Origin of the sequence: Janthinobacterium violaceinigrum (assembly GCF_009208555.1) — a bacterium.
Taxonomy (GTDB): domain Bacteria; phylum Pseudomonadota; class Gammaproteobacteria; order Burkholderiales; family Burkholderiaceae_D; genus Janthinobacterium; species Janthinobacterium violaceinigrum.
The window spans coordinates 214503-237707 of sequence record NZ_WFLI01000001.1; the positions used below are offsets into that span (position 1 = coordinate 214503).

The 23205-nt window shown below is 58.8% G+C and carries 21 protein-coding genes; 16 read left to right on the plus strand and 5 right to left on the minus strand.

Features of this window, described 5'->3' with window-relative positions:
- Positions 1–211: 211 nt before the first annotated feature.
- Both GCN75_RS01035 and GCN75_RS01040 read right to left on the minus strand, forming a co-directional pair.
- Positions 212–1267: an acetoacetate decarboxylase (ADC) gene (locus GCN75_RS01035; protein WP_226940971.1), complete on the minus strand. Its 1056-nt coding sequence runs from the start codon at positions 1265–1267 to the stop codon at positions 212–214.
- Positions 1267–2505: an NADH:flavin oxidoreductase/NADH oxidase family protein gene (locus tag GCN75_RS01040; protein WP_152280947.1), complete on the minus strand. Its 1239-nt coding sequence runs from the start codon at positions 2503–2505 to the stop codon at positions 1267–1269. Before GCN75_RS01040 ends, GCN75_RS01035 begins: the two co-directional genes overlap by 1 nt.
- A 250-nt stretch (positions 2506–2755) precedes the next feature.
- On the opposite strand from GCN75_RS01040, the gene GCN75_RS01045 reads away from it, so the two are divergent.
- From GCN75_RS01045 to GCN75_RS01075, 7 genes are all read left to right on the plus strand, one after another.
- Positions 2756–3550 (plus strand): type 1 glutamine amidotransferase domain-containing protein, encoded by a 795-nt coding sequence (locus GCN75_RS01045; protein WP_152280948.1) that lies wholly within the window; start codon positions 2756–2758, stop codon positions 3548–3550.
- 16 nt (positions 3551–3566) lie between these two features.
- Positions 3567–3980: a MerR family transcriptional regulator gene (locus GCN75_RS01050; protein ID WP_152280949.1), complete on the plus strand. Its 414-nt coding sequence runs from the start codon at positions 3567–3569 to the stop codon at positions 3978–3980.
- Between the two features lie 376 nt (positions 3981–4356).
- A complete protein-coding gene (locus GCN75_RS01055) occupies positions 4357–4674 on the plus strand; it encodes a hypothetical protein (protein ID WP_152280950.1) in 318 nt (105 codons plus the stop codon).
- Positions 4675–4688: 14 nt separating this feature from the next.
- Positions 4689–5618 carry a hypothetical protein gene (locus GCN75_RS01060; RefSeq protein ID WP_152280951.1) on the plus strand — a complete coding sequence of 310 codons (930 nt, stop codon included), beginning with the start codon at positions 4689–4691 and terminating at the stop codon, positions 5616–5618.
- 399 nt (positions 5619–6017) lie between these two features.
- Entirely contained in the window at positions 6018–6812 is a 795-nt protein-coding gene (locus GCN75_RS01065) for a TraB/GumN family protein (RefSeq protein ID WP_152280952.1), read from the plus strand.
- A gap of 583 nt (positions 6813–7395) precedes the next feature.
- Positions 7396–8217, plus strand: coding sequence for a rolling circle replication-associated protein (locus tag GCN75_RS01070; RefSeq protein ID WP_226940972.1), 822 nt, complete (start codon positions 7396–7398; stop codon positions 8215–8217).
- A gap of 444 nt (positions 8218–8661) precedes the next feature.
- On the plus strand, positions 8662–9174 hold the full coding sequence (locus GCN75_RS01075) for a DUF4062 domain-containing protein (RefSeq protein WP_152280953.1): 513 nt from the start codon (positions 8662–8664) through the stop codon (positions 9172–9174).
- A gap of 297 nt (positions 9175–9471) precedes the next feature.
- Here the strand turns inward: GCN75_RS01075 and GCN75_RS01080 are convergent, their stop codons facing one another.
- Positions 9472–10128, minus strand: coding sequence for an SDR family oxidoreductase (locus tag GCN75_RS01080; protein WP_226940973.1), 657 nt, complete (start codon positions 10126–10128; stop codon positions 9472–9474).
- 223 nt (positions 10129–10351) lie between these two features.
- Here GCN75_RS01080 and GCN75_RS01085 point away from each other — a divergent pair, with 223 nt between their 5' ends.
- Positions 10352–11914, plus strand: coding sequence for a M28 family metallopeptidase (locus GCN75_RS01085; protein ID WP_152280954.1), 1563 nt, complete (start codon positions 10352–10354; stop codon positions 11912–11914).
- A gap of 280 nt (positions 11915–12194) precedes the next feature.
- Positions 12195–13547 (plus strand): chitinase, encoded by a 1353-nt coding sequence (locus tag GCN75_RS01090; RefSeq protein WP_226940975.1) that lies wholly within the window; start codon positions 12195–12197, stop codon positions 13545–13547.
- 36 nt (positions 13548–13583) lie between these two features.
- Here GCN75_RS01090 and GCN75_RS01095 read toward each other — a convergent pair whose 3' ends face one another.
- Positions 13584–14168 carry a TetR/AcrR family transcriptional regulator gene (locus tag GCN75_RS01095; protein ID WP_152280955.1) on the minus strand — a complete coding sequence of 195 codons (585 nt, stop codon included), beginning with the start codon at positions 14166–14168 and terminating at the stop codon, positions 13584–13586.
- Positions 14169–14256: 88 nt separating this feature from the next.
- Between GCN75_RS01095 and GCN75_RS01100 the strand changes: the two genes are divergently transcribed.
- Together GCN75_RS01100 and GCN75_RS01105 are read left to right on the plus strand one after the other, a co-directional pair.
- Complete coding sequence (locus GCN75_RS01100) at positions 14257–14664, plus strand: nuclear transport factor 2 family protein (RefSeq protein ID WP_226940977.1); 408 nt, start codon at positions 14257–14259, stop codon at positions 14662–14664.
- A 165-nt stretch (positions 14665–14829) separates the two neighbouring features.
- The gene (locus tag GCN75_RS01105) at positions 14830–15252 is read left to right on the plus strand and encodes a DUF2061 domain-containing protein (protein ID WP_152280957.1); all 423 of its coding nucleotides are present in this window, start codon (positions 14830–14832) and stop codon (positions 15250–15252) included.
- A 9-nt stretch (positions 15253–15261) separates the two neighbouring features.
- On the opposite strand, the gene GCN75_RS01110 is transcribed toward GCN75_RS01105, so the two are convergent.
- Positions 15262–16698: an amidase gene (locus GCN75_RS01110; protein ID WP_152280958.1), complete on the minus strand. Its 1437-nt coding sequence runs from the start codon at positions 16696–16698 to the stop codon at positions 15262–15264.
- 102 nt (positions 16699–16800) lie between these two features.
- Here GCN75_RS01110 and GCN75_RS01115 point away from each other — a divergent pair, with 102 nt between their 5' ends.
- The 5 genes from GCN75_RS01115 to GCN75_RS01135 all read left to right on the plus strand — a co-directional run bounded on the left by GCN75_RS01115 (position 16801) and on the right by GCN75_RS01135 (position 23191).
- Positions 16801–17709 carry a LysR family transcriptional regulator gene (locus GCN75_RS01115; protein ID WP_152280959.1) on the plus strand — a complete coding sequence of 303 codons (909 nt, stop codon included), beginning with the start codon at positions 16801–16803 and terminating at the stop codon, positions 17707–17709.
- 133 nt (positions 17710–17842) lie between these two features.
- Entirely contained in the window at positions 17843–19210 is a 1368-nt protein-coding gene (locus GCN75_RS01120) for an MFS transporter (RefSeq protein WP_226940984.1), read from the plus strand.
- Positions 19203–19715: a MarR family winged helix-turn-helix transcriptional regulator gene (locus GCN75_RS01125; RefSeq protein WP_152280961.1), complete on the plus strand. Its 513-nt coding sequence runs from the start codon at positions 19203–19205 to the stop codon at positions 19713–19715. The genes GCN75_RS01120 and GCN75_RS01125 overlap by 8 nt, the downstream gene beginning before the upstream one ends.
- A complete protein-coding gene (locus tag GCN75_RS01130; protein ID WP_152280962.1) occupies positions 19712–20911 on the plus strand; it encodes an FAD-dependent monooxygenase in 1200 nt (399 codons plus the stop codon). The genes GCN75_RS01125 and GCN75_RS01130 overlap by 4 nt, the downstream gene beginning before the upstream one ends.
- A gap of 189 nt (positions 20912–21100) precedes the next feature.
- Positions 21101–23191 carry a c-type cytochrome gene (locus GCN75_RS01135; protein ID WP_152280963.1) on the plus strand — a complete coding sequence of 697 codons (2091 nt, stop codon included), beginning with the start codon at positions 21101–21103 and terminating at the stop codon, positions 23189–23191.
- Positions 23192–23205 lie beyond the last annotated feature (14 nt).

The window sequence follows — 23205 nt, forward strand, 5'->3', positions numbered from 1 at the left end:
GTAGGGCATCGTGCAGGGCGCGAAACGTTCTGCCGTGGTTTGCAGTACAGGCGTTTGCGCATGGTCATATTCTGCTGCAGGGAGCGTGAAATTTGAATGACCTACATCAACGTATTGCGGCAGCAGTGGCAAGCGCATCCAATATAAAAAAAGCACCCGAGCGGGTGCTTTTAACTTCTCGCGGCGCGATCTGGCGCTTCTTCTTCATCCATCATTTTTCGGCGCCGAGGGCTGCGAGCGGCTTCGGCGCATACAGCGCGCTTTGGAACTCGGGCACGTATTCATATTTCATCATCTTCCCCAGCTTCAATGACTTGATATAGCGGGAGAAGCTGCCGTCGCCCAGTTTCAGGCCGACGGCGTCCGCGCTCGTACTCGATGCGTAGCTCAGCTGGCGGGAAACGGCATAGCCGTATGTCAGCTTCCCGCCCAGGTCCTTGTTGGTGAAGCTGTTGGTCACCAAATCGGCCTTGTGCGACAAGTCGCCCAGTTTTTTTCCCTCAAAAACAAAATCAAGCTTTCCCGTTTCGCTATCCGTGACTTCGAAGGAAATGCTTGATTCGGTTTCCTTCAACTCGATACCCGTCAGCCACTTGGGCAGGTTGTATCCGACGACGCCGCGGACCCTGGCCAGTTCGGTATTCACGGGCAGCTTGAGCACATAGCCCCAGAAGTCCTTGGATAGCGATTGGCCCAGCAAGGTAAAAGGGCCAAAGCTGCTTGTACCGGGTTGATTGGTCACAATCGCCAATGAGATTTCATTGTAGCTGTCGTTGTCGCAATAATCATAGGCGTAGGCCGTCAATGCCACGGCGCCCCGGCCTGGCCATACCTGCAGCGGCTGCACCTGCTTGCGTATGTCTTCCGGCATCAGTTCCTTCAGCCTTTCCAGGTCCGCCGTAAAGACGGCCGTGATCTTGCGGTTCTTGTAATAGAAGTTCGGCGAATACGATTCAAAGCCGATGGCCACCTTTTCTTTCTTGATTCCCTTGAACCAGCTCAGGTCGACGTCTGGCGCTTCCGACGCAATGACCGATAAAGGGGGATTCGAGCGAAACCGGTCATACAGGCCGCCAGCCTTCACGGGAACGTCATGGCCCGCGATATTCATGAGGACCTGCGTGTTTTCCACGGCATTGTCAGCCCAGGACACGGTTGCTGCCGTACTCAAGATCAATCCAGTGACTGCAACGGCAATTTTCATCTTCATTTCTCGTACCTCTAATGGTTGATTTGGAAAAGTTAATTTAAAAATCACTACAGCCATTACGCGGCAAGCGCATGCCTGTTCATCCTGCGGCGATACTGGCGATTCCTGACGATGGTTTCCAATTGCTGAATCAATAAGGCCAGGGCAGGGGCCACATTCGGCTTGGTATGCTTGCCCTGGCTCAGGCGCCGCAGCTGATACTTCACCATTGCCATATAGGCGATGGACGACAGCACCTTGTTTTTCCAGGTGATGGCCCGGAGCGACGGGCTGGCCGATCGATTGGAACGCCATGCCTCGGGCAGCTGGGGATCGAGCGCCAGCGCCGTACCCATGCCGGCCATGGCGATGCCGCTGTCCAGCACTTGCTCGACCACCTGATAGCGGCGTATGCCGCCCGTTACCATGAGCGGCATGCGGGCCACCGTGGCGATGTCCTTGGCAAATTCGAGGAAATAGGCTTCGCGGGCCAGCGTGCGGCCATCGCGGGTCTGGCCGTGCATGGCCGGCGCTTCATAACTGCCGCCAGACAATTCAATCAAGTCCACGCCCAGCGTGTTGAGCATGGATACGACCTGCCTGGCATCTTCCGAGCTGAATCCGCCTTTCTGGAAATCTGCCGAGTTGAGTTTCACCGCGACGGCAAAGCCTTTGCCGACAGCCTGCCGCACCTCGTTGACGACGTCGACCAGCAGCCGCGCGCGGTTCGCTATCGATCCGCCCCAGCGGTCGCTGCGTTTGTTGGTAATCGGGGACAGGAACTGGCTGATCAGGTAACCGTGCGCCGCATGGATCTGCACGCCCGTAAAGCCAAACTGCTCCGCCAGCTGCGCGGCCCGGACAAAGCGCTGCTTCACGTCGGCAATATCGGCCTCCGTCATTGCGCGCGGCGCCGCAAACTGCTTCGAGAAATTGCCCAGGTCCATGGACACGGCTGACGGCGCCAGGGTTTCCTGTCCCATGGCGGCAGGCATCTGGCGTCCCGGATGGTTGATCTGCATCCATATGTGCGCCCCCCGTGAACGGGCCGTACGGGACCAGTTCTCGAAGCGGGCGCCAAATTGCTCGGACTCAAGCACCACACCGCCGGGGCCCGTCATGGCGCGGCGGTCGATCATCACGTTGCCAGTGATCATCAGGCCAACGCCGCCGTCAGCCCACGACTGGTACAAACGGATCAGCTCCTCCGACGGGGCGTGGTCCTGGTCAGCCATGTTCTCTTCCATGGCGGCTTTGGCGAGGCGGTTGGGAATGACTGCCCCATTGGGCAATGTCAGGGGGGTAAAGGGTTTCATGCTTATCTCCAAGGTTGCGATAGCCTCACGATAAGCTTTAAGCTAACTTGAAGGTCAAGCCCTAAAACGAAAAAAAATCGCACTGTCGCGTTCGGGACACTGGTTTGAAGCGAGGCCGCTTCCTTTGGGCCACAAAAATCTCGCGGTTGTCCATCGGCCGCTTGACATTCAAGTTGGCTTTAAGCTTATAGTCGATCACGCTGTGTTCGCAACATGGCTCAGACCACTCAACTATCCGGAGGACGATCCCATGTCTGTTTTCAAGAAGCTGCTTCTGGCTGTCATGCCCTTGCTGTTCATGCAGATGGTTGCTGCTGAACCGGCATCCCCAATGCGCGGTCCGGGCATGGAAAAAGTGCTGGTCGTCATGACCAATCATTCCCAATATCCAAGCAGAAACGACCATACGGGACTCTGGCTCACGGAATTGACGCACGTGTACGACGCGCTGCAGGAAGCCGGCTATGGCGTGGACTTCGTCAGCCCAGGCGGCGGGGCCGTGCCGCTCGATGAGCGCAGCCAGGGATGGCTGTATATGGATGAGGCGGCAAGAGAGCACCTGAAAAATCCTGTTTTCATGGCATCATTACAATCGACAAAGGCCGCGGCCGACATCGATCCCGCTGCCTATGCGGCTGTTTTCTACACGGGCGGCCATGGAACGATGTGGGATTTCAAGGGCAACAAGGACCTCAAGCGCGTCGCCGAGGCGATCTACCGCAACGGCGGCATCGTTTCCTCCGTGTGCCATGGCGCCGCTGGCTTGCTCGACCTCGAGGACGACAAGGGCGAGCCGCTGATCAAAGGGCGCCGGGTGACGGGTTTTTCAAACCTGGAAGAATCGCTTGCCGGCATCAGGGACCAGGTTCCCTACCTTTTGCAAAGCGAGGTAGAGAAGAGAGGGGCGCTGTATGAAAAAGGCTTGATCCCGTTTGGCAGCTTCGTCATGACGGACGGCCGCCTCGTCACTGGTCAGAACCCCGGGTCCAGCAAGGAAGTGGCACAAGCGCTACTGAAAGCCCTCCGGGATAACAAACCACAATAACTTAGGGGGAAACACCATGAAAATTGGCGAATTGGCCAAGCGCAGCGGCTTGGCCGCCTCCACGATACGCTTCTACGAATCCAAGGGCTTGCTGAAAGCCGTGAGCCGGCAATCGAACGGCTACCGCGAGTATCCGCTGGAAGCGGTGGCAGTCCTGTCCATTATCAGCGACGCGCAGCAGGCGGGCTTTTCCCTCGACGAAATCAAGCAAGTCTTGCCCGAGGATATATCGTCATGGCGGCACGACGAGCTGATGGCCGCGCTCAAAAAGAAGATAGCCGATATCGAATCCCTGGAAGTGCGCCTGGCACAAAACAAGGCCCATCTTTTGTCGCTGATTCAACTGATCGATGCAAAACCGGAGGATGTGGACTGCAAGGATAATGCTGCCAGGGTCATGGAAAGCTTGGGTATAGTCGGTAAAGACTAAATACGGGACTGGTTTTACAGCAGGTTTGCATCAGGGAGAAATGAATCGCCATGCTGCGATTTATTTACCTTTGCACGATTACCTCACATTTGATCATGGCATTGGCAGGCAGCATGCTTATTCTTTGCTCCACCCCATCCGTCACCCAGTGCCAAGAACAGGTTCACATGGTCAAGCACCAACTGGGTATCTCCGAGTTCACCACACTGGCTCCATCGCCGACGGGATTCTGTTCTGGCAGTATCTTCACATAATTTGTTGCTTTCACGTCATTGTGAAGATGTGTGAGACTTGGGCATTGAATAACCGTATAGAGTGTTTGTGGTTGTTTAGATAATAATCAAATGAAAATGTCTATGACTTAGGGAGAAACCGTATGGGACTCAATCTGCGCAAACTGCATGAACTGCTCTTCTATGCGATCGACAAAGCGTCGCCTTGCAACCTAGCGCTAGACAACAGTTCTAACACGCTGGGTAAAATCGCTGACAAGCTTTTGACAGATCTAAAAATTACGCCGCAAGGGAAGTCTGACATGTGGCAAATCGTTGATACCTCCGTTCGCGGTTATGCCGGGGGCGAAATCCTGCCCAGTGCAATTCAATCCCAATGCGCCACTCCAATGGAGATGTGGGAAGCGCAGTGCAAAGCATCAAAAGTAGCACCGGTTCCTGAACCAGATAACGTGCTGTAAATGGGAGAGTGAAGATGAATACAAACTTTCGTGTTCTCGCGTTCGCGCTATTTACCTTTGCGCCGATTGTTGCAGTTGCAGCCGATACTATGGACAAGACCACTTTGACCTTGCGGTCGGCAGATGAACCCAATGCTGCGAAAAAACAATGGGAGCAGGGTGCTGGAATCGCGTTCAACTCTGTCGACGGCAAGGAGACTTGGCAAACCGATGCGGTGTTGAAGATTATTGCGAGCAGCTTAAAACAGTCCGATCTGATTGAAGTACCGAGCATCAAACACAATTTGAGCGGCGGGGTATTTCTGCACAAAATGTCCGGCGGAGACACTCCATCAAATGACCGAGGTGTGTCCCTCGGTGCGGATTGGCATGTGATCCCAGGCGGTTCTGCCGCAGGCGGAGTTGTCAGCTATGACATCGGCGTAAACGGCAGCATGGGCAAAACGCTGAAATTTGTTACCGATGCCAGTGGCCAGTCAAAATTCGACGTGGATACTAAGCGATTAACCGCTATTGGATCAATGTATTACCAGCCGCAAGACTCTAGTATGTATTTCAGATTTGCAGGTGGCGCGTATATGGACCACGCATCAGCATCGGCGAAGAAAGGTGTCAATGGACGGGAGTCTGGCCTGTTGGCCTCAGTTCAGTTTTCCGTGTACCCGTTCGGTATGAGTGCGGCAGAGAACAAGCTTGGACCATGGGTTGTGGCACCGCTATTTACGCTCAAAGCACAGCGCCAGCGCGACCTTTCCGCCTCTGGAGAAAGGGAAAAGGCAGGGTACACTTTATATTCGGCCGTAATGAGCTTCCCATTCACGATTGCGGGCGTAGACCCTGGGTATGTTCCTAGCTTTGATATCAAACGTTCAGTCGGAGCCGATCTCTTAACCGGCAGGACACGTAGTGGTCAAACTAGTGTGTTATTCACTTTAAAATATTGATGGGCATTGCTGGACGGATTCCCATTCGGTCGCGGTAGCAGTTGGGATGCTGCGGGAACATGTGGCAGCGGATGGCAGGAATCCTGCGAGTTATTCCGATTGGCGACGCCTTGGTCAGAGCTGCCGACTAATCAGATGAAAAGAGTGGCAGCTAACATTTCTTTGGTTGGATTTTTCGATTCCAGAACTATAGAAATTTGATGCATTTTGTAATTTCTTGTTAGAAGACTCCTCGTCTTTTAAATACTCAAATGAAAAACCTAGACTAACCATTCGGGAATTTGATAAATATTACATGGAAAATATTGATTATTATGAATCGTTTGAAGATGTCTATATGCCAACACAAAATACGATATCAATTATGGAAGCTGATGAAATTAACAAGGATAATCTTCGATGATGGCTACAAATTTATTAAAAGCCATAATTATTTTTGGCGTACTTATCTCACCTCCCACATGGAGTTTCCAAATAAAAGATCAGTATGAATATATTTTTGTCGGGGAGGTTCATGGAACTGTGCATTCCCCAAGAATTTTTTATTATCTTGTAGAAAGTTTATCCATACAGAAAAGAAATATTGCGGTCGCGTTGGAAATTCCAAAATCCGAGGATGTTATTTTAAATAATTTCATTCATGCCAACGAAAAAGAAGCGGGAAATATCAGAGAATCAATGTTAGAGCGGGAATTTTGGAAACCTGCTAGTGGGATATATGATGGACGTTCAAGCATAGCAATGCTCGATCTAATTGATTCACTCAGATCGCTCAGCCTTCTTGCGGATGTAGATATCAAAATTCTTTGCTTCAGTGATGCTACCGAAGAGAAAATGGCGAATAACTTAATCAGAAAATTGGCTGAACATCCAGGCTATCGCCTGCTCGTGCTAACTGGAAACATACATGCGATGTATAATAATCCATTCGACAAATCAAATAAAACTATTCCATCTTATTTCCCTAAAGATAAAACTTTTTCTATAGATATTCGCGCTAACTCAGGGAGCGCGTGGATATGTCAATCCAGGAATCAATGCGGAATTGTCCAGATTGAAGATAATTATAGCTCTCATCCCTGTAAAAATATATGCGCAGTGCCTTTGGAAGAAAATGAAAAATTCGACTTGAGTATTGTATTGGCGCGCACAGAAGCATCACCTCCCGCCACCTCAGAAAATAAAAATAAGTAGGAAGCAGTTAAAAACACTGATTAAACGTAAAAACCTACGTACAAAGATTGGCGATCAATCGGTTCGCTTAGCTGATTGATCTTAACCTCTCGGCATCCCCGGTAATTCAATTTATTAATTATTAATATGGAGGATAGATTATCTTGCGTGATCAAACCAGCACTTCAGCAGCCATCCCCGCTGCTATTCGCACGCCACCTCTGTTCCGCCACGAAGTTCTTGACCATCTGGGGCACAAGCAGTAGGCACGGTACTGTTAGCGCGGCCTGTTAGCCATGCATTCTTGGACAGGTGAGATTCGGCAATGTCTCAGTAAGTCGAGGACCTACTGATATAGGTGATTGTTCGAGATACTGTGCGACAGCAAGTTGATCTTTTTCAGACCAAACCCCAGAGTACCTACAATGCTGTCGCTGGAGTACTCAAAATGCTGTCGGCGTACTATTCTTGAAACGGTTGCTTCTACTTCCATCATCAATTTGACTTACGTCCCAAGTCTATTGTTCACCGAACCTGCAAATCATTGGTTCTTAACGGTTTTTTTTCCATTTCTCTTCTATCCCGTTCATGAACCGGGTCTCGATTGAATTGTCATGATGGTATTAAGAATACCTGGAACGATACCTACACGGCGCGACGCCGTGTATTTCCAGACGGACAGTGCGAAGTCACTGTCGTTAAAGAACGTTTCTTTATCGGTCCAGCGTTGCGGCGCAAACCACGGGCGAAACGTGGCGAATCGAGCCAGCGCGAAGCGAATGACGACGATGCGGGTAGGCGCGCAAAGAAGAATGTGCGCCTTTGCTGCAAGCAAATCGGCGCCGACCGCATGGTGACGTTGACCTATCGAGAAAACATGCTGGACCGCGAACTTGCATTAAAGCACTGGAAGGCGTTTTGTCGAAAAATTGGTAAGCATAAACAATTTCATTATGTAGCGGTCATTGAGGAACAGGCCCGTGGCGCCTTGCATTTTCATGTGGCCGTCGCCGGGCGTCAGATGTACGCACTGCTGCGCTCCATCTGGCAAGGCATCCTGGGGCGTGGCCCGAACGGCGAACAGATGGGCCAAGTCCACGTCCGCGACCGGCACCGTTTCGGCTTCGGCGTGGCCGGGGCTCACAAGATTGCCAGTTATATAGCGAAATATTGCGGCAAAGAAATGCAGTGCAGGGCGCTTGACCAGAAGCGCTACTTCCGCTCCAGGGGCATCGTGGTGCCGGAAGTCGATGTATGGCGGGTGCCATTTTGTACAAACATGCTGCGCGCTGCGCAGGTCGCATTTCAGGCGCTTTCCGGCCATTGCATGGACGGCTTGCAGACCTGGTGCAACAACAATCTCAGCGTCGTGTACCTGGCGACGGCACCGGGATTGCCACAAGCGGTGGACGATTGTCCGTTCTGACAGTTACTCCACCTTGATTGACGGGAAGGAGGGGAGTGACATGGCAAATTTTGACGATAATTCACTGCGAATACTTGAGCAAATCGAGGATGAGTTCCGCAATCAGTACTGGATTATTCGCAACTCCAGGCGAACCAACTGGCGGTCCGTCAACCGGACTAGGATGCTTGGCGATTTCATGTATATGCTTGGCGTCCCGAAATGGGCGGTTCAACAGGCCGGGTACTGCCTGCGACTACGGGTTTGTGAAAGATGTTTTAAGGATGAAATTCGTTGCTATGGTATCTGCCAACGAGCCAAACGCGGTGATTTTGATAAATAATATCTATCGAGGAAAGAGGAATTATGTTTAAATGTATGCTAGAGGGAGCTTTCGATTTGCATTTCCAAGAAAAATAAATCGGATGAGAACATAATTTATAATTGATGCGGAAATATAATGGCATGGATAAAAGATATCAAGTTTTTATTAGCTCAACTTATTCTGATTTGACGGAAGAGCGAAAAGAAATAATGCAAGCCCTTTTGGAGTTAGATGCCATTCCGGCTGGCATGGAATTATTTCCGGCGGCAGATGAGGATCAATGGACGCTCATTAAAAAGGTGATTGATGACTGTGATTATTACCTTATTGTTGTCGCCGGTCGATACGGATCTATTGGGCCAGATAAAATAAGTTATACAGAAATGGAATTTCGTTATGCAAAGGAATCAGGTAAGCCAATTATTGGTTTTATTCATAAGGAGCCTGAAAAAATAGCTGTCGGCTTAACTGAATCAAGTGAGGAAGGAAAAGCTAAGGATGACTTTCAGACCATTAAGATTCAGCTCAGGGCACTGGGTTTAATCACTAAAAGCACACGCAGTAGAAGCGTAAAGGATACTTCTACATATTGGACTCTTACGCCATACGGGGACAATGTGATGCTGCAACTTCGAGCCATACGGAAAGATTGATAGCTAATTTCGGCGGTGCCTGTCAATGACATTGTGCAATTATCGGAGCGGGACAGTTGAAGTGGTAGTCTCGGCATCGCCTCCATTATGAAACCACTTATGAGTCGTCGGGGCTGCTAGAAGTAGTCTCCACTTCCACTTCTCATTTGACATAATATAAATTATGCGAAGTTATGGGTGGATTTGAGAAATCCTCCATTTTGCCAACTCCTCAATCGCAAATGCGATTTCCACCATCTGCGTTTCCCCCATCTGCGCGCAGCTGTCGCCGCCGCTGCGAGCCTTCACGTGAACAAGCTACATGAAATACGGCTTGTCCCCGTCCGTGTTCGGTTTGTTCACGCCCAGGTTGGCGTGCAGGTGCAGGTCTGGCGCTGCGATGATGCTGGCGATCAGGTCGGCCACGCTCTTGCGCGACACTACGGTGCCTTTGAACGGCGCGTGGCGCGTGGTCAGTTCGTAGTCGACTTCGTCTTCGTTCGTCATCCAGGCTGGACGCACGATCGTGTATGCCAGGCCGGACGCTTCGATGGCGTCGGCGGCGCGGCGGAATGGTTTCAGGTCTTCGGCCAGCATGGCGTTATTCCATGCGCCGAATTTGCCAGGAACTTCGTCGTAGATGCCCATCGACAGCACGAAAACCAGGCGCTCGACACCAGAGGCCCGCATGGCGGCGATGATGCTGTTGGCCTGCTTGTCCATGTCGTCGCCCACGAGATTGGCGTAGACCAGGTCGTGGCCTGGCATCGTTTGCCGCAGCAAGGCGTGGTCCAGCACGTCGCCGGCCAGCACGGTGCCGTTGGGCGGGACTGGCGTGGGCAGCTTGGCGGGATTGCGCAGCAACAGCGTCAAGGCGATGTCGTCACGGCCCGCCAAGGCGCGGATGACCCACTGCGCCACTTGTCCGCCTGCGCCCAGTATCAATATCTTTTTCATCATTTCCGCTTTCATCATGGCACGGCGCCATGCAGGAAGTTACAGGCTTTCTTTGGCGAAAGGAATACGGTGCGCTTGAAAACAGGATATCGCCCGGTGATGCGTGCCGGCCGATCGCCTGGTCTCGTGGTAAATTGCCGCCCGTGACAAGCTTGTCATGGCCTGCAACGTCTATCAAATTCACCATGCAATCAATCCTTTATCGGCTATTTCGAATGAAAAACCTCAACATTGAGTCCCGATGATCGCGGCACCTCCACGCACCGCGTTTTTGCCGCCGCACCGCCGCTGCCTGTCCCTAGCCGGCGCGCTGGCCATCGCGGCCGCCTTGTCCGCCTGCGCCAGCAAGCCCGGTCCCTGGCCTGCACGCGCCCTGCCGCCGTCGGCTGCCGTGACGGTCGATGCTACGCAATTTCTGTCCAGAAAACAGCTGGTGGACTGGCAAGTCGATCTCGACGAGCGCCGCCTGCGCGCCACCGGATCGCCGCGGCATGAAGCGTATATCGACGTCCTGCAGGAACGCCTGGCGCGCGCCGGTGTCAAACAGCTGCGCTTCGAGCCTTTCAGCTTCCGGCAATGGTCGGTGGAAGCTGAAAACTGGGGTTTGGACGTGGTCGATGACGACAGATCCGGCGTACTACCCACGGCTGGCTACATTCCGTATTCGGGCGTGACGCCGCCGTCCGGCATTACAGGACGCATCGTCTATCTGGCGCCAAATGTCCCGCCCGATGCCAGCCTGGCGGGCCAGCTGGTGCTTGTCGAGATGCCCAAAGTGGCGTGGACAGGCCAGGTTTTCCACCAATCCGCCGTTCACATCCACGATCCGGACCACGCCATGGGGCCGGACACGCCGTATGCGCGCCCGTTCCAGAGGCTGGAGCCGTTCATCGCCTTGCTGGACAGCCTGCAGGCGGCCGGTGCGGCCGGTGTAATCGTCATTCTCGATACGCCGTCCATGGCGGCGGATGGCTTGTATGCGCCCCACGACGGCGTAGTGCGCCAGTTGCCCGGTGTGTTTATCGACCGCGAGCGGGGCCAGCGCCTGCGCGACCGGGTGCTGGCGGGCAAGGCGCCCGTCCTGCGGTTGACCATGGCTGCCACCGTGCGGCAGGTGCAGACGCGCAATTTGATCGGCATCATCCCCGGCAAGTCCGAGGAATTGATGGTGCTGGCTAGCCACACGGATGGCCCGAACGGGCTGGACGACAATGGGGCGAACGCCATCGTCGACATGGCCCAGTACCTGGCGCGCCTGCCGCAGGACAGCCTGCCGCGCAGCGTCATGCTGTTGTTGACGAGCGGCCATTTCGCGGGTGGCGTGGGCATCGCGCAGTTTTTCAAGCGCCACCAGGACGATGGCGTGACGCAGCGCATGGCCGCGATGCTGGCCGTCGGGCACCTGGGCGCGCTGGAAGTGCTGCCCGACAGGCATGGTTATTTGCATCCCACGGGCAGGTTCGAGCCGGTCGCTCTGTTTTCGCCGCGCACGCCCGCCCTGATGGATGCGTCCTACGCCATGCTGAAACAGGCCAACGCAGCACCCGCGTTCGTGCTACCGTCGAGCAAATCCGGCCCGCAGCACGCCGGCTGGCCTGACGAAGGCCGGTATTTCCAGGCCGCGCAGTCCATTCCCACGCTTCATTACATGGCGCAACCGTATTATTTGCTCGACCATGGCATCGACACCGTGACCCAGCTCGACTACCGCCTCATGCAGCGCCAGACCGTGGCCTTGACGCAACTGCTGCTGGACCTGTCGCGCGTGCCCCATGCCGATTTGCGCAAGGAAACCGCGCCGTAGCGGCCGTGCGCCGCCGCACGGCCTCCTCCTCCCTTCCCCGCCCTGCCCCTGGCGCTATTCCGGACACCATACCAGCGCGCCAGAAAACAGCCACTGGTATGGCCCGCGCCGCCCTTCTGATGGGACCAGATGGCAACTGGTATTGTGATTTCGCGCAAAGAATAAAACCAGTTGACTACCACCTGCAATGCTTGCACTCTGAAACAGCGGACGGTGTCCAGCCGTCTGGCCATATAAAAACACACAAGGAGATGCAATGAACCGGACAGTCATGAATACCATGATCATTACCCTTTTCGGCGGAACGTTGGCGGCCTGCGGCGGCGGCAGCGATGGATCCAGCGCAGGTGCAAGCCAGCTGCTGGCGGGCGCCACCGCAGCGGTGGCTTGCTACACGCCATGGAATAGCGCCACTGCCTACAACGGCGGCGGCCAGGCCAGCTACAACAACGTCAATTACACGGCCAACTGGTGGACACAAGGAAATAATCCATCGACCAGCAGCGGCGGCGCCGGCAGCGGCCAGCCCTGGACGGCGGTGGGAGACTGCGGCACGCCGACACCTACGCCAACTCCGACCCCAACACCTACGCCAACCCCAACTCCAACTCCGACACCTACGCCAACTCCGACACCGACACCGACACCGACACCAACTCCTACACCAACGCCGACGCCTACCCCCACGGGCCTGGCCAAGCACGCGCTGATCGGCTACTGGCACAACTTCACCAACCCCAGCGGCGCCACCTATCCGATCAGCCAGGTCAGCGATGACTGGGATGTGATCGTCGTCTCGTTCGGCGACAACGCGGGCGGCGGCAATGTCAGCCTGACCATCGATCCGGGTGCGGGTACGGAAGCACAATTCATCGCCGACGTGGCGGCCAAGCGGGCCAAGGGCAAGAAAGTGATCCTGTCGCTAGGCGGACAGAACGGTTCCGTTTCCGTCGGCAACACGGCCGAAGCGACGAATTTCACGAACAGCCTATACGCCATCATCACCAAGTATGGCTTCGACGGCATCGACCTGGACCTGGAAAACGGCGTGGCGCAAGGCGCGGCCATCCAGACCTATCTGCCGATCGCCGTGAAAAACCTGAAAGCCAAGGTCGGCAACAGTTTTTACCTGTCGATGGCGCCGGAATGGGTGTACGTGGAGGGGGGATATACGAGCTATGGCAGCATCTGGGGCGCCTACATTCCCATCATCAACGCCTTGCGCAGCGAGTTGACGGTGCTGCACCCGCAGTACTACAACAATGGCGACATCTACACGCCGTACGCCACGGGCGCCATCAAGGCGGGCTCGGCCGACCAGCTGGTGGCCACGGCGCGCATGCTGATCGAAGGGTTCAACTATGGCGGCAATACCTTTGCAGGCCTGCGTCCGGACCAGGTGGGCTTTGGCGTACCGTCGGGCCGCAGCTCGGCCGGCTCGGGTTTCACGACGAATGCCGACGTCAGCAATGCCCTCAATTGCCTGACGCGCCTGCTCAATTGCGGCACCATCAAGCCGCTGCAGGCGTATCCGGACTTCCGCGGCGTGATGACGTGGTCGATCAACTGGGACCGCCACGATGGCTATAACTTCTCCGTGCCGACGAAGAATGTGCTGAAAACCCTGCCGTAACAACCTTGGCCCCGCTGCGCATGGGAGCCACGCGGTTCACATGCGCAGCAGCGCCGCGCCCAGCAGGCGCGTGTGCAGTGCCATGCCCTGGCGCAACGCCTCCCCTCCCCCTTGCGTGTGCTTGATACCCTCCATGGCGGCGACCAGCAAGGCGGCCACCTGCGCGGCAGTCGCGTCCACCCGGCGCAGCGCGATATCGCCCGCCGCTTCCGCTTGTTCCAGTGCACCGGCCAGCGATGCCGCCAGCGTTGCCCGCGCGTGCAAGGTGATGTCGGCGGCCAGGGTCATGTTGGCGTCAAACAATTCCTGCCCGTGGGCGCTGGCGGAAATTTCCGCCATCAAGCCTTGCTGGAATGCCAGCAGCGCCGTTTCGATGCGCGTGAAGACGGGACCGGCTTCGGCCAGCGCCGCTGCCACCTGCGCCATGACGGTGGCATGGGCCCGTTCTGAGCCGGCGCGGAACACGTCTTCCTTGTTCTTGAAATGCAGGTACAGCGCCGCGCGCGACATGCCGGCCGCCTGCGCGATGTCGAGCATCGAAGTCTTGCGGTAGCCGTAGCGGCAAAACACGGCCAGTGCCGCATCGAGTATCCGCTGGGTTTTCAGGGTGTGGAGTGACATGTGGGCATGTTGACACTTTGAGCATATAGTGTCAACATAGCTTTTAGACAAATTACGTCGAAGTGTCAATTTCCCTCAGAAAGGATGGATGATGATAGAGCAAGACTCTTGCCGCCAGACGGCCTTGCAGCAGACGGAGCATTTGCGCGAGATCGAACGGCGCCGCCTGCGGGCGCTGGTCGACGGCGACCTGGCGCTGGCGCGCGCCCTGCATGCCGAAGATTTCCAGCTGGTCACGCCGATCGGCAGCATGCTGTCCCGGGAGGAATACCTGGGCGCCATCGCGGCAGGCCACATGCGCTATCTGAGCTGGGAGCCGGGCGAGATCGCCGTGCGCCTGTATGGCGATGCAGCCGTCCTGCGCTATCAGGCCCAGCTTGAAATCCATTTCGCCGGCCAGGCTGTACCACGGGCACGCTACTGGCATATCGATAGCTATGAGCGGCGCGGTGGATGCTGGCAAACCGTCTGGTCGCAGGCGACGGCGATACGCTGACGGCGATGGCGGCGGCAAGAGGTGCCCGCAGCAGGGGGCAATTGATATTTCTCAAACCATAGCCTCAATCTATGGGTTCAGTTGAAATATTTTACTTCCTTTTGTAAATGAGAATCGTTACTATCTACTTCAAGGATAAGCGATTTCAACAGAAAGGAGCATCCCTTGTTTACAGCGATCAAAACATTCAGCCAGGTCTGCACGCACATGTCGATTGCCTTTGGCCTCGCCTATTTGCTGACGGGGTCCCTGGCGCTCGGTGGCTTGGCCGCAATCATCGAACCGATCATCAACGTTGCACTGCTGCCCGGGCATGAAAAAGCCTGGCACGCGATCCGCCGCCGCTATGCCGCCAGCCGCCTGGGCTTTGCCGCCGTGGCCGGCGAAAAGCTCAGCCAGACGGCCCTGCACATGGGCGTGGCTTTCGGCGTCATGTACTGGGCCACGGGCTCCATGGCCTTCGGCGGCTTGCTGGCCGTGGTCGAGCCGATCTGCAACGTGATCGTCCTGCCCTTCCACGACCGGCTGTGGGAAAAAGCCCGCTTTCGCCTGGCAAGCCGCGGCGCGGCCCGCCTCGCCTCCCTGTAAGCGCCGTTCTTAATTTCCCGCCCACACGGGCGGGCACCGCTGCCCCCACGGCGCCGCCCGCTCCAGTTGTCCCGCCAGGCGCAGCAAGGCGCCATCGTTTCCATAGCCCGCCATAAATTGCATGCCGATCGGCATGCCATCGGGCGACTGCGCCAGCGGCACGGACATGGCCGGCAATCCCGCCACGTTGGCCAGCGGCGTGTACGGCGAGTGTTCGAACAGGCGCGCCGTCCAGCCAACACCGTCAAGCTGTTCCTCCTTTTCGCCATAGCGCCTCAGTTGCCACGGCAAGTCCGGCAAGGTGGGCGTCAGCAGCACGTCGTACTGGCCAAACATGGCGCCGGCGTGGCGCGTGACCGTGTTGCGCACGTCGAGGGCGCCGACGAACTCGACGGCCGACACCGTCTGTCCATGGCGGTAGCAAGCCAGGGTTGCCGGCTCCAGGGTCGCGAGCGACACGGCGCGTCCGCTTTCGCGCGCCAGGCCATCGATCCACGGCACCAGGTTGGCACACCAGATGCTGGCATTGGCCTGCACGAACGCTGCCCACGACACGCCCAGCGCGGCGGGCACTTCTTCCACGTGGTGGCCCAGGCTTTCCAGCAGGCGCACGGTGTCGTTCAGCGCCGCATCGATGGCGGGCACAGGCCGGGCGCCATTGCAGGCGGCCCGTTGCACGGCGATGCGCAGCTTGCCGGGCGCCACGCCCACCTGCGACAGCCAGCTGTGGCCGGGCGCACCGGTCACATACGGCTCGCCCGGCAAGATGCCTTGCACGGCATCGAGCAAGGCGGCGCTGTCGCGCACCGTGCGGCTCACGCCCAGTTGCACGCCCAGGCCGCTGAAGATCTCGTCCATGGCGGGACCGTTCGACACCCGTCCCCGGCTCGGTTTGAAGCCGAACAAGCCCGTCGACGCGGCCGGCACGCGGATGGAGCCGGCCGCATCCGTCGCATGGGCCAGCGGCACGATGCCGGCCGCCACGGCCGCTGCCGCGCCGCCGCTGGAGCCGCCCGCGCTCACAGCGAGGTTCCACGGATTGCGCGTGGCGCCGTACAGCACGGGTTCCGTCGTGGTGGCGAACGCCATTTCCGGCGTGCTCGTCCGGCCCAAGGTCGCCAGTCCCGCCTGGCGGAACTGCGTCATCAGATGGGAGTCAAACGTGGCCACATGGCCGGCGCCCAGGCGGCTGCCCGCTTCGCTGCGCTGGCCCGCCATCGTGACGGCCACATCCTTGATCAGGAATGGCACACCGGCGAACTGCGCCGTACGGTCGATGGCAGTCAAATCCGCCGGCCACAGCTCGACCACGGCATTGATCTGCGGGTTGATGGCGGCGCAGGCGCGCACGGCCGCGTCCTGCAATTCGGCCGCCGAGACAGCGCCATCGCGCAGCAGTTGGGCCAGTCCCAGGCCATCAAAGCTTGTATATTCATGGAGTTGCATCAGTTAGTTCCTGTAAAAGGTGAAGAGTGGAAAAGCACAGGAACCACTGTAGGGCTTGCGCTATCATAGTGGAAATGAATAGTTGATATACAAGGTATAGCCATGAACAATTTGCACAAGCTGGACTTGAACCTGCTGCTGACCCTGAATGCCTTGCTGATCGAGCGCAACGTCACGCGGGCGGCCGCGCGGCTGCACCTGAGCCAGCCTTCCGTCAGCGTGCAGCTGGGCAAGCTGCGTGCCGCCTTCGACGATCCGCTGCTGCTGCCCGGTCCGCGCGGCATGCTGCCCACGGCGCGCGCGCTGTCCCTGTTCGCACCGTTGCAAGCCGCGCTGGCCCAGCTCGAGCAAGTCTTGCAGCCGGAACAGGCGTTCGATCCGGCCACATCCGACGTGCGCTGGAACCTGGCCGCGGCAGACGCCGCCGAATATGCGATCCTGCGGCCCATGCTGCCATCGTTGCGCGCGCAGGCGCCGCTGTCGCGCATGGCCGTGTTTGAAGCCGTGCCGGCGCGCATGGCGCAAGAGCTGGAAAGCGGCCAGGTCGACCTCGGCTTCCTGGCCCAGGAAGAAGCGCCGGCCGGCTTGCGCCACCGCACCCTGTTCACCGAGCATTACGTGCTGGCGGGCCGCCACGGCCACCCGCTGCTGCAGACAGCGCCCGATCTCGATCAATTTTGCGCATTGGAATTTATCGTCGTCTCGCCCAATGGCGGCGGTTTCCGCAGCAGCGTCGATACGACGCTGGAACAGCTGGGGCGGAAGCGCAAGGTGGTGCTGTCCGTACCCCATTTCCTCATCGTGCCGCCCCTGCTGGCAGAGTCCGACATGGTGGCCTTGCTGCCGTCGCGCCTGCTGAAAAACGCGCTGGGCGCGCTGCGCACCTGGGAGCCGCCCGTCGCCCTGCCCGATTACGACATGGCCATGGTCTGGCACGAGCGCATGCACCTGGACCCGGCGCACCGCTGGCTGCGCGAGCGCATCATGGAGTGGAACGACAAGCCCGTTTGACGCGCGGGGCCTCTGCCCCGCCGCATTGACAGCGATCAAAAATCCGTATACTGTCTCGTTTTATCACTAACTAAGTTAGCTATTAATTCGGATGAATACTGCTGCACTGCCTCGCTGGCCCATTTTACTTGTCATGATCGTTTCCGAAATCATGGACCTTGCCGCCTCCACCATCGTCAACGTCGGTGGTCCGGCCTTGATCGAGACGCTGGGCGCCAGCGCCGCCCAGATGCAATGGGTGATCGGCGGCTATGCGCTTGCGCTGGGCGCCGGCCTGGTGCTCGGCGGCCGGCTGGGCGACCGCTTCGGCCGGCGCGCCATGTTCCTGCTGGGCCTGGCCGCGTTTTCCATCGCCTCGCTGCTGTGCGCCGTGGCGCCGACCATTGCATTCCTGATTGCCTTTCGCCTGCTGCAGGGGCTGGCCGGTGCCATGCTGTTGCCGCAAGGTTTGGGATTGCTGCGTGAAAACTACAGCGGTCCCGATCTGGCCAAGGTGTTCGGCATCTTCGGCCCCATCCTGGGCTTGGCGGGCATACTGGGCCCCGTGCTGGGCGGCATGCTGCTCGAATCGAATTTGTTTGGCCTCGGCTGGCGTACCATGTTCCTGATTAATATTCCGATCGGCATCGCATGTTTCCTCGTGGCGTGGCGCTACCTGCCCCGGCGAGCGGGCGACCCGTCTGTGAAAATCGACACCATCGGCGCCAGCCTGCTGGTACTGTCTTCCATCCTCCTGGTCTTGCCGCTGGGCGAGGCGCAGGCGTGGCCCGCCTGGGGATGGCCCGCCATCGCGATGGCCGTGCTGGGCTTCGGCCTGTTCGGCCTGCGCCAGTCGGCGGTAGTGCGCGCGGGGCAGACGCCGCTCATCATGACGTCGATCTTCCGGCGCCCCGCCTACACGGCGGGACTGGCCGGCATCGCCCTGTTCTTTTGCTCGCTGGTCGGCATGCAACTGGTGCTGACGCTGTTCTTGCAGATCGGCCATGGATTGACGGCGGGCGAAGCCAGTATTGCCAACCTGCCGTTCGCTGTGGGTACGGCGTGCGGCGCCACCTTGAGCGGCGCGTTCCTGGCGGCCCGCTTTGGCCGCAAGGTGCTGCAACTGGGGGCCGGCGTCCAGCTGGCCGGCGTGGCACTGCTGCAATTTGAACTGGGCAAGACGGCGGCATTTTCTGCCTGGCAGATAGTTCCAGGCATGCTGGTCTGCGGTATCGGCGCCGGCCTCGTGATTGCTGCCCTGTTCAGTATCATTCTGGCGTCGCTGGACGACAGGCAGATCGGTTCCGGTTCGGGCGTGCTGTCTGCCGTGCAATCGATTGCCGCGTCAATAGGCGTGGCCCTGTTCAGCGGCGCATTTTTTGCCGCCCATCCCGCCATGACGCCGGACCTGGCCTTGGGCGCCGCATTGACGATCCAGGCCTTCATACTCATCGCCTTCATGGGCGTGACCTTCTTTTTTCCCACTGCTGCAAAATCTGAACTCGAGGTAAACCATGCATGACCAGCCCGCACACACTGAATCGTTCGCCGCGGAAGATCCGCGCGGCATGCACATCGCCGGCGACGCCATCGGCCGCCAGCTGCAGGATATCGCGATCCTGACGCGCGAAACGGCCCAGCAACTGGGCACCGCGATGGGCATCAACCAGACGGACCTGGCCCTGATGGAGCAGTTGATCACGCATGGTCCCCTGTCGCCCAATGAGCTGGCCGCGCGCCTTGCCGTGACGACGGCGGGCGTGACGCTCGTCATCGACCGCCTGGAACGGGCCGGCCACGTGACGCGCGTACGCCAGCAGGACGACAAGCGCCGCGTGCTCGTCCATCCCGTGCCGGCATCCGTGGCTCAGACGTACCGGCATATCGCACCCATGCTCGATGGGCTGGATGCGGTGCTGGGCGCCCTGTCGGCCAACGAACGCACGACGATCGAACATTTTCTCCAGCAAGTGATCACGGTTTACCGGACCACGTTGCCAACCCCATCAGAAAAGAAAACAAAATGAAAAACAAACGAAAAATCCTCGTAACGGGCGCCAGTGTCGCCGGCCCCACCCTGGCTTTCTGGCTGGCGCGCCAGGGCATGGACGTCACCGTGGTCGAGCGGGCGCCCGAATTTCGCGATGGGGGACAAACGATCGACGTGAGGGGCGCAGGCAAGATCGTGGCCCAGCGCATGGGGCTCGAAAGCGCCATCCGTTCCAAAAGCACGCATGAGGACGGCATCAAGTTTGTCGACGAACAGGACCGCACCCAGGCGGAAATCGGCATCGGGGCGTTCGGCGGCAACGGTCCCGTGGCCGAGCTGGAAATTTTGCGGGGGGAACTGGCCAAGTTGCTGATCGAGCATGGCCGCAGCACGGTGAACTACCGCTTTGGCGACAGCATCGCCGCGCTCGAAGAATTGCCCCATGGCGTCAAGGTGCGCTTCGAGCAGGGTGGCGAACAGGTCTTCGATCTCGTCATCGGCGCCGAAGGCGTAGGTTCGCACACGCGCAAGCTGGTGTTCGGCAACGAAGTCACGCGCCGCTCGTTCGATCTCTACACGGCCTATTTCACCATCCCCCGCGCCCCCGGCGATGCGCGCCAGATGCGCTGGTTCAATGCCCCTGGCGGCCTGAGCGTATGTTTGCGTCCCGATAACCTGGGCACCACGCGCGCCTTGCTGTCGTTCCAGGAAGCACCCAGCGCCTACGAAAAGCTGTCGCCTGCCGAGCAGAAGACCCTGCTGAAGGAGAAATTTGGCGGCCTCAAATGGGAGACGCCGCGCATCCTGGCAGCCCTGGACGACGCTCCCGACCTGTATTTCGACCAGATTTCCCAGGTAAAAATGGCGCGCTGGTCGAAAGGCCGCATTGCGCTCGTGGGCGACGCCGCCTATTGCGCTTCGCCCATCAGCGGGATGGGGACGAGCCTGGGCATGTGCGGCGCCTACGTGCTGGCGGGGGAACTGGGACGCCACGACGATCACGCGCAGGCATTTGCCGCGTATGAAGCGATCATGCGCCCGTATGTGGACCAGGCGCAGAACGTGCCCAAGTTCGCGCCCCGCCTCGCTTCGCCGCACTCGCGCGCCGGGATCGCCGTTGGCCATGCCTTGCTGCGCATGAGCAATGTGCCGGTTGTGAAGTCCATCCTGGCGAAGTTCCTGACGCCCAAGGCCGATGCCATCGCGCTGCCCGAGTATGCGCACATGGCGTGAAGCAGGCCGGCGGTGACGGGCAGGCGTGCACGGTGTCTGCCATGCGCGCCTGCCGGTGCGCCGCGCGCAGGCATACACGAATTTTTGCCGTGATGCACTAGGCAAAATTACCTAGTCGATCGAAAGAAACTCCCAATTTTCGCCATGGCAGCGAATGCGTAAGCTTGGCCCCAATAATAAAGGGTCACCATGAACGCCATTTCCATCCCCCCTCGCGGTTCGCACCGCCATCGCGTCACTTTCTTTCCGACAACTACCTGGTTCGCGCTCATCTTGCTGCTCCTGGGCTTGCTGGCCTGCTGCGCCAGCGCCCGGGCCGCGCCTGCCGCCTCGGCCGAACTGATCAAGCGTGGCGAATATGTCGCCCGCCTGGGCGATTGCGTGGCTTGCCACACGAGTCCGAACGGCGCCCCCATGGCGGGCGGCCTGGAGCTGAAAACGCCTTTCGGCACCATTTACAGCACGAATATCACGCCCGACGCGAAGACGGGCCTGGGCAGCTACTCGTTCGCGCAATTCGACCGCGCCATGCGCAAGGGCGTGGCGGCCGACGGCCACAACCTGTATCCGGCCATGCCCTACCCTTCCTACGCGAAGATCACACCCGACGACATGCAGGCCCTGTACGCCTACCTGCAGCGGGGCGTGGCGCCCGTGGCGCAGCAAAACCGCGAAACGGACATGAAATGGCCGTTCAGCATGCGCTGGGGCTTGTCTCTGTGGAACGCCGTCTTCCTCGACGACGCGCCGTTCAAGCCCGACAGCGCCAAGTCGGCCGTCTGGAACCGGGGCAGCTATCTGGCCCAGGGCCTCGGCCATTGCGGCTCCTGCCACACGCCGCGCGGCGTGGCTTTCCAGGAGAAAACCATGGGCCAGGATGGCAGCAGCGGCAAGCATTACCTGTCCGGCTTCACTTTCGACGGCTGGCATGCGGTCAACCTGCGCAAACTGTGGACGCCGGCCGACATCGTGCAATTGCTCAAGACGGGCCGCAACAGCTTCGGCACGGCGGCCGGCAGCATGACGGAAGTCATCACGCACAGCACGCAGTACTTCACGGACGGCGACCTCGACGCGCTGGCGCACTACCTGCACAGCTTGCCGGCCAAGCCGGGCGCGCCAGTGTCGCAGATCAAACCGGCGCCTGCTGTCGCGGCCAGCAACGATGCGCTGTACAACACGCGTGGCGGCCTGGGCTACCTGCAGTTTTGCGCCACCTGCCACCGCCGCGACGGCCGCGGCGTGGAAAACATCTTCCCGCCGCTGGCGCAGAACGATTCCGTGCAGTCGAAGGACGCCACTACCGTCATCCATATCGCGCTGACGGGCTGGCAGTCGGCCGTCACGCAGCATTCGCCCCGCTCGTTCGGCATGCCGTCGTATGACCGCCTGTCGGACACGGAACTGGCGGAAATCCTCACCTTCGTGCGCGGCAAGTGGGGCAACCACGGCGCGCCCGTCACGCCAGCGCAGATCGCCAAGGTGCGCAAGGAACTCAAGCTCAAGGCGCCGGATGCGGGCGGTTTCGTCACGCCCCGCTTCGCCGCCCTGTCGGCCGAACCGAATGCCAGCCAGTTGATCCACGGCATGCAGCTGATGACGGAAACGCGCGCGCGCCTGCCGAACAACGTGGGCAACGACCTCAATTGCAGCAGCTGTCACCTGAACGGCGGCACCGTGGCCAACGGTTCGCCCTTCCTCGGCATTTCCGCCTTCTTCCCGTCGGAAGCGCCCCGTGCCGGCAAGGTCATCAGCCTGGGCGAGCGCATCAACGGCTGCTTCCGCCGCTCCATGCACGGCAAGCCGCTGCCCGTGGACGGTCCCGACCTGCAAGCCATGGTCGCCTACATCGACTGGATGAAGGGCGCCACGCAAGCGAACGACAAGGTGCCGGGACGGGGCGTGGCCAAGATCGACCGCGCACTGCTGCCCGACCCCGTGCACGGCAAGAAGGTGTATGCGGAGCAATGCGCCGTCTGCCATGGCGCGAATGGCGACGGCATCCGGGGCGCCAACGGCGAAGTGGCCTTCCCGCCGCTGTGGGGCGACCGTTCGTTCAACATCGGCGCCGGCATGGCCCGCACCTACACGGCGGCCGGCTTCGTCAAGGCCAATATGGTGATGGGCCACGGCCAGAAATTCCCGCTGGGCCAGGGCAACCTGTCCGACCAGGATGCCGTCGACGTGGCCGAGTATTTCACCCACATGCCGCGCCCCGACTTCCCCGACAAGGTCAAGGATTGGCCGAAGGGCGGCAAACCCACCGATGCGCGCTACTGACACCCTGTTCCCCG

Coding starts and splice junctions, on each gene's coding strand:
- GCN75_RS01035 (WP_226940971.1), bottom strand. CDS start 1,267: ATGGCTGTAGTGATTTTTAAATTAACTTTTCCAAATCAACCATTAGAG.
- GCN75_RS01040 (WP_152280947.1), bottom strand. CDS start 2,505: ATGAAACCCTTTACCCCCCTGACATTGCCCAATGGGGCAGTCATTCCC.
- GCN75_RS01045 (WP_152280948.1), top strand. CDS start 2,756: ATGTCTGTTTTCAAGAAGCTGCTTCTGGCTGTCATGCCCTTGCTGTTC.
- GCN75_RS01050 (WP_152280949.1), top strand. CDS start 3,567: ATGAAAATTGGCGAATTGGCCAAGCGCAGCGGCTTGGCCGCCTCCACG.
- GCN75_RS01055 (WP_152280950.1), top strand. CDS start 4,357: ATGGGACTCAATCTGCGCAAACTGCATGAACTGCTCTTCTATGCGATC.
- GCN75_RS01060 (WP_152280951.1), top strand. CDS start 4,689: ATGAATACAAACTTTCGTGTTCTCGCGTTCGCGCTATTTACCTTTGCG.
- GCN75_RS01065 (WP_152280952.1), top strand. CDS start 6,018: ATGATGGCTACAAATTTATTAAAAGCCATAATTATTTTTGGCGTACTT.
- GCN75_RS01075 (WP_152280953.1), top strand. CDS start 8,662: ATGGATAAAAGATATCAAGTTTTTATTAGCTCAACTTATTCTGATTTG.
- GCN75_RS01080 (WP_226940973.1), bottom strand. CDS start 10,128: ATGATGAAAGCGGAAATGATGAAAAAGATATTGATACTGGGCGCAGGC.
- GCN75_RS01085 (WP_152280954.1), top strand. CDS start 10,352: ATGATCGCGGCACCTCCACGCACCGCGTTTTTGCCGCCGCACCGCCGC.
- GCN75_RS01090 (WP_226940975.1), top strand. CDS start 12,195: ATGATCATTACCCTTTTCGGCGGAACGTTGGCGGCCTGCGGCGGCGGC.
- GCN75_RS01095 (WP_152280955.1), bottom strand. CDS start 14,168: ATGTCACTCCACACCCTGAAAACCCAGCGGATACTCGATGCGGCACTG.
- GCN75_RS01100 (WP_226940977.1), top strand. CDS start 14,257: ATGATGATAGAGCAAGACTCTTGCCGCCAGACGGCCTTGCAGCAGACG.
- GCN75_RS01110 (WP_152280958.1), bottom strand. CDS start 16,698: ATGCAACTCCATGAATATACAAGCTTTGATGGCCTGGGACTGGCCCAA.
- GCN75_RS01115 (WP_152280959.1), top strand. CDS start 16,801: ATGAACAATTTGCACAAGCTGGACTTGAACCTGCTGCTGACCCTGAAT.
- GCN75_RS01120 (WP_226940984.1), top strand. CDS start 17,843: ATGATCGTTTCCGAAATCATGGACCTTGCCGCCTCCACCATCGTCAAC.
- GCN75_RS01125 (WP_152280961.1), top strand. CDS start 19,203: ATGCATGACCAGCCCGCACACACTGAATCGTTCGCCGCGGAAGATCCG.
- GCN75_RS01130 (WP_152280962.1), top strand. CDS start 19,712: ATGAAAAACAAACGAAAAATCCTCGTAACGGGCGCCAGTGTCGCCGGC.
- GCN75_RS01135 (WP_152280963.1), top strand. CDS start 21,101: ATGAACGCCATTTCCATCCCCCCTCGCGGTTCGCACCGCCATCGCGTC.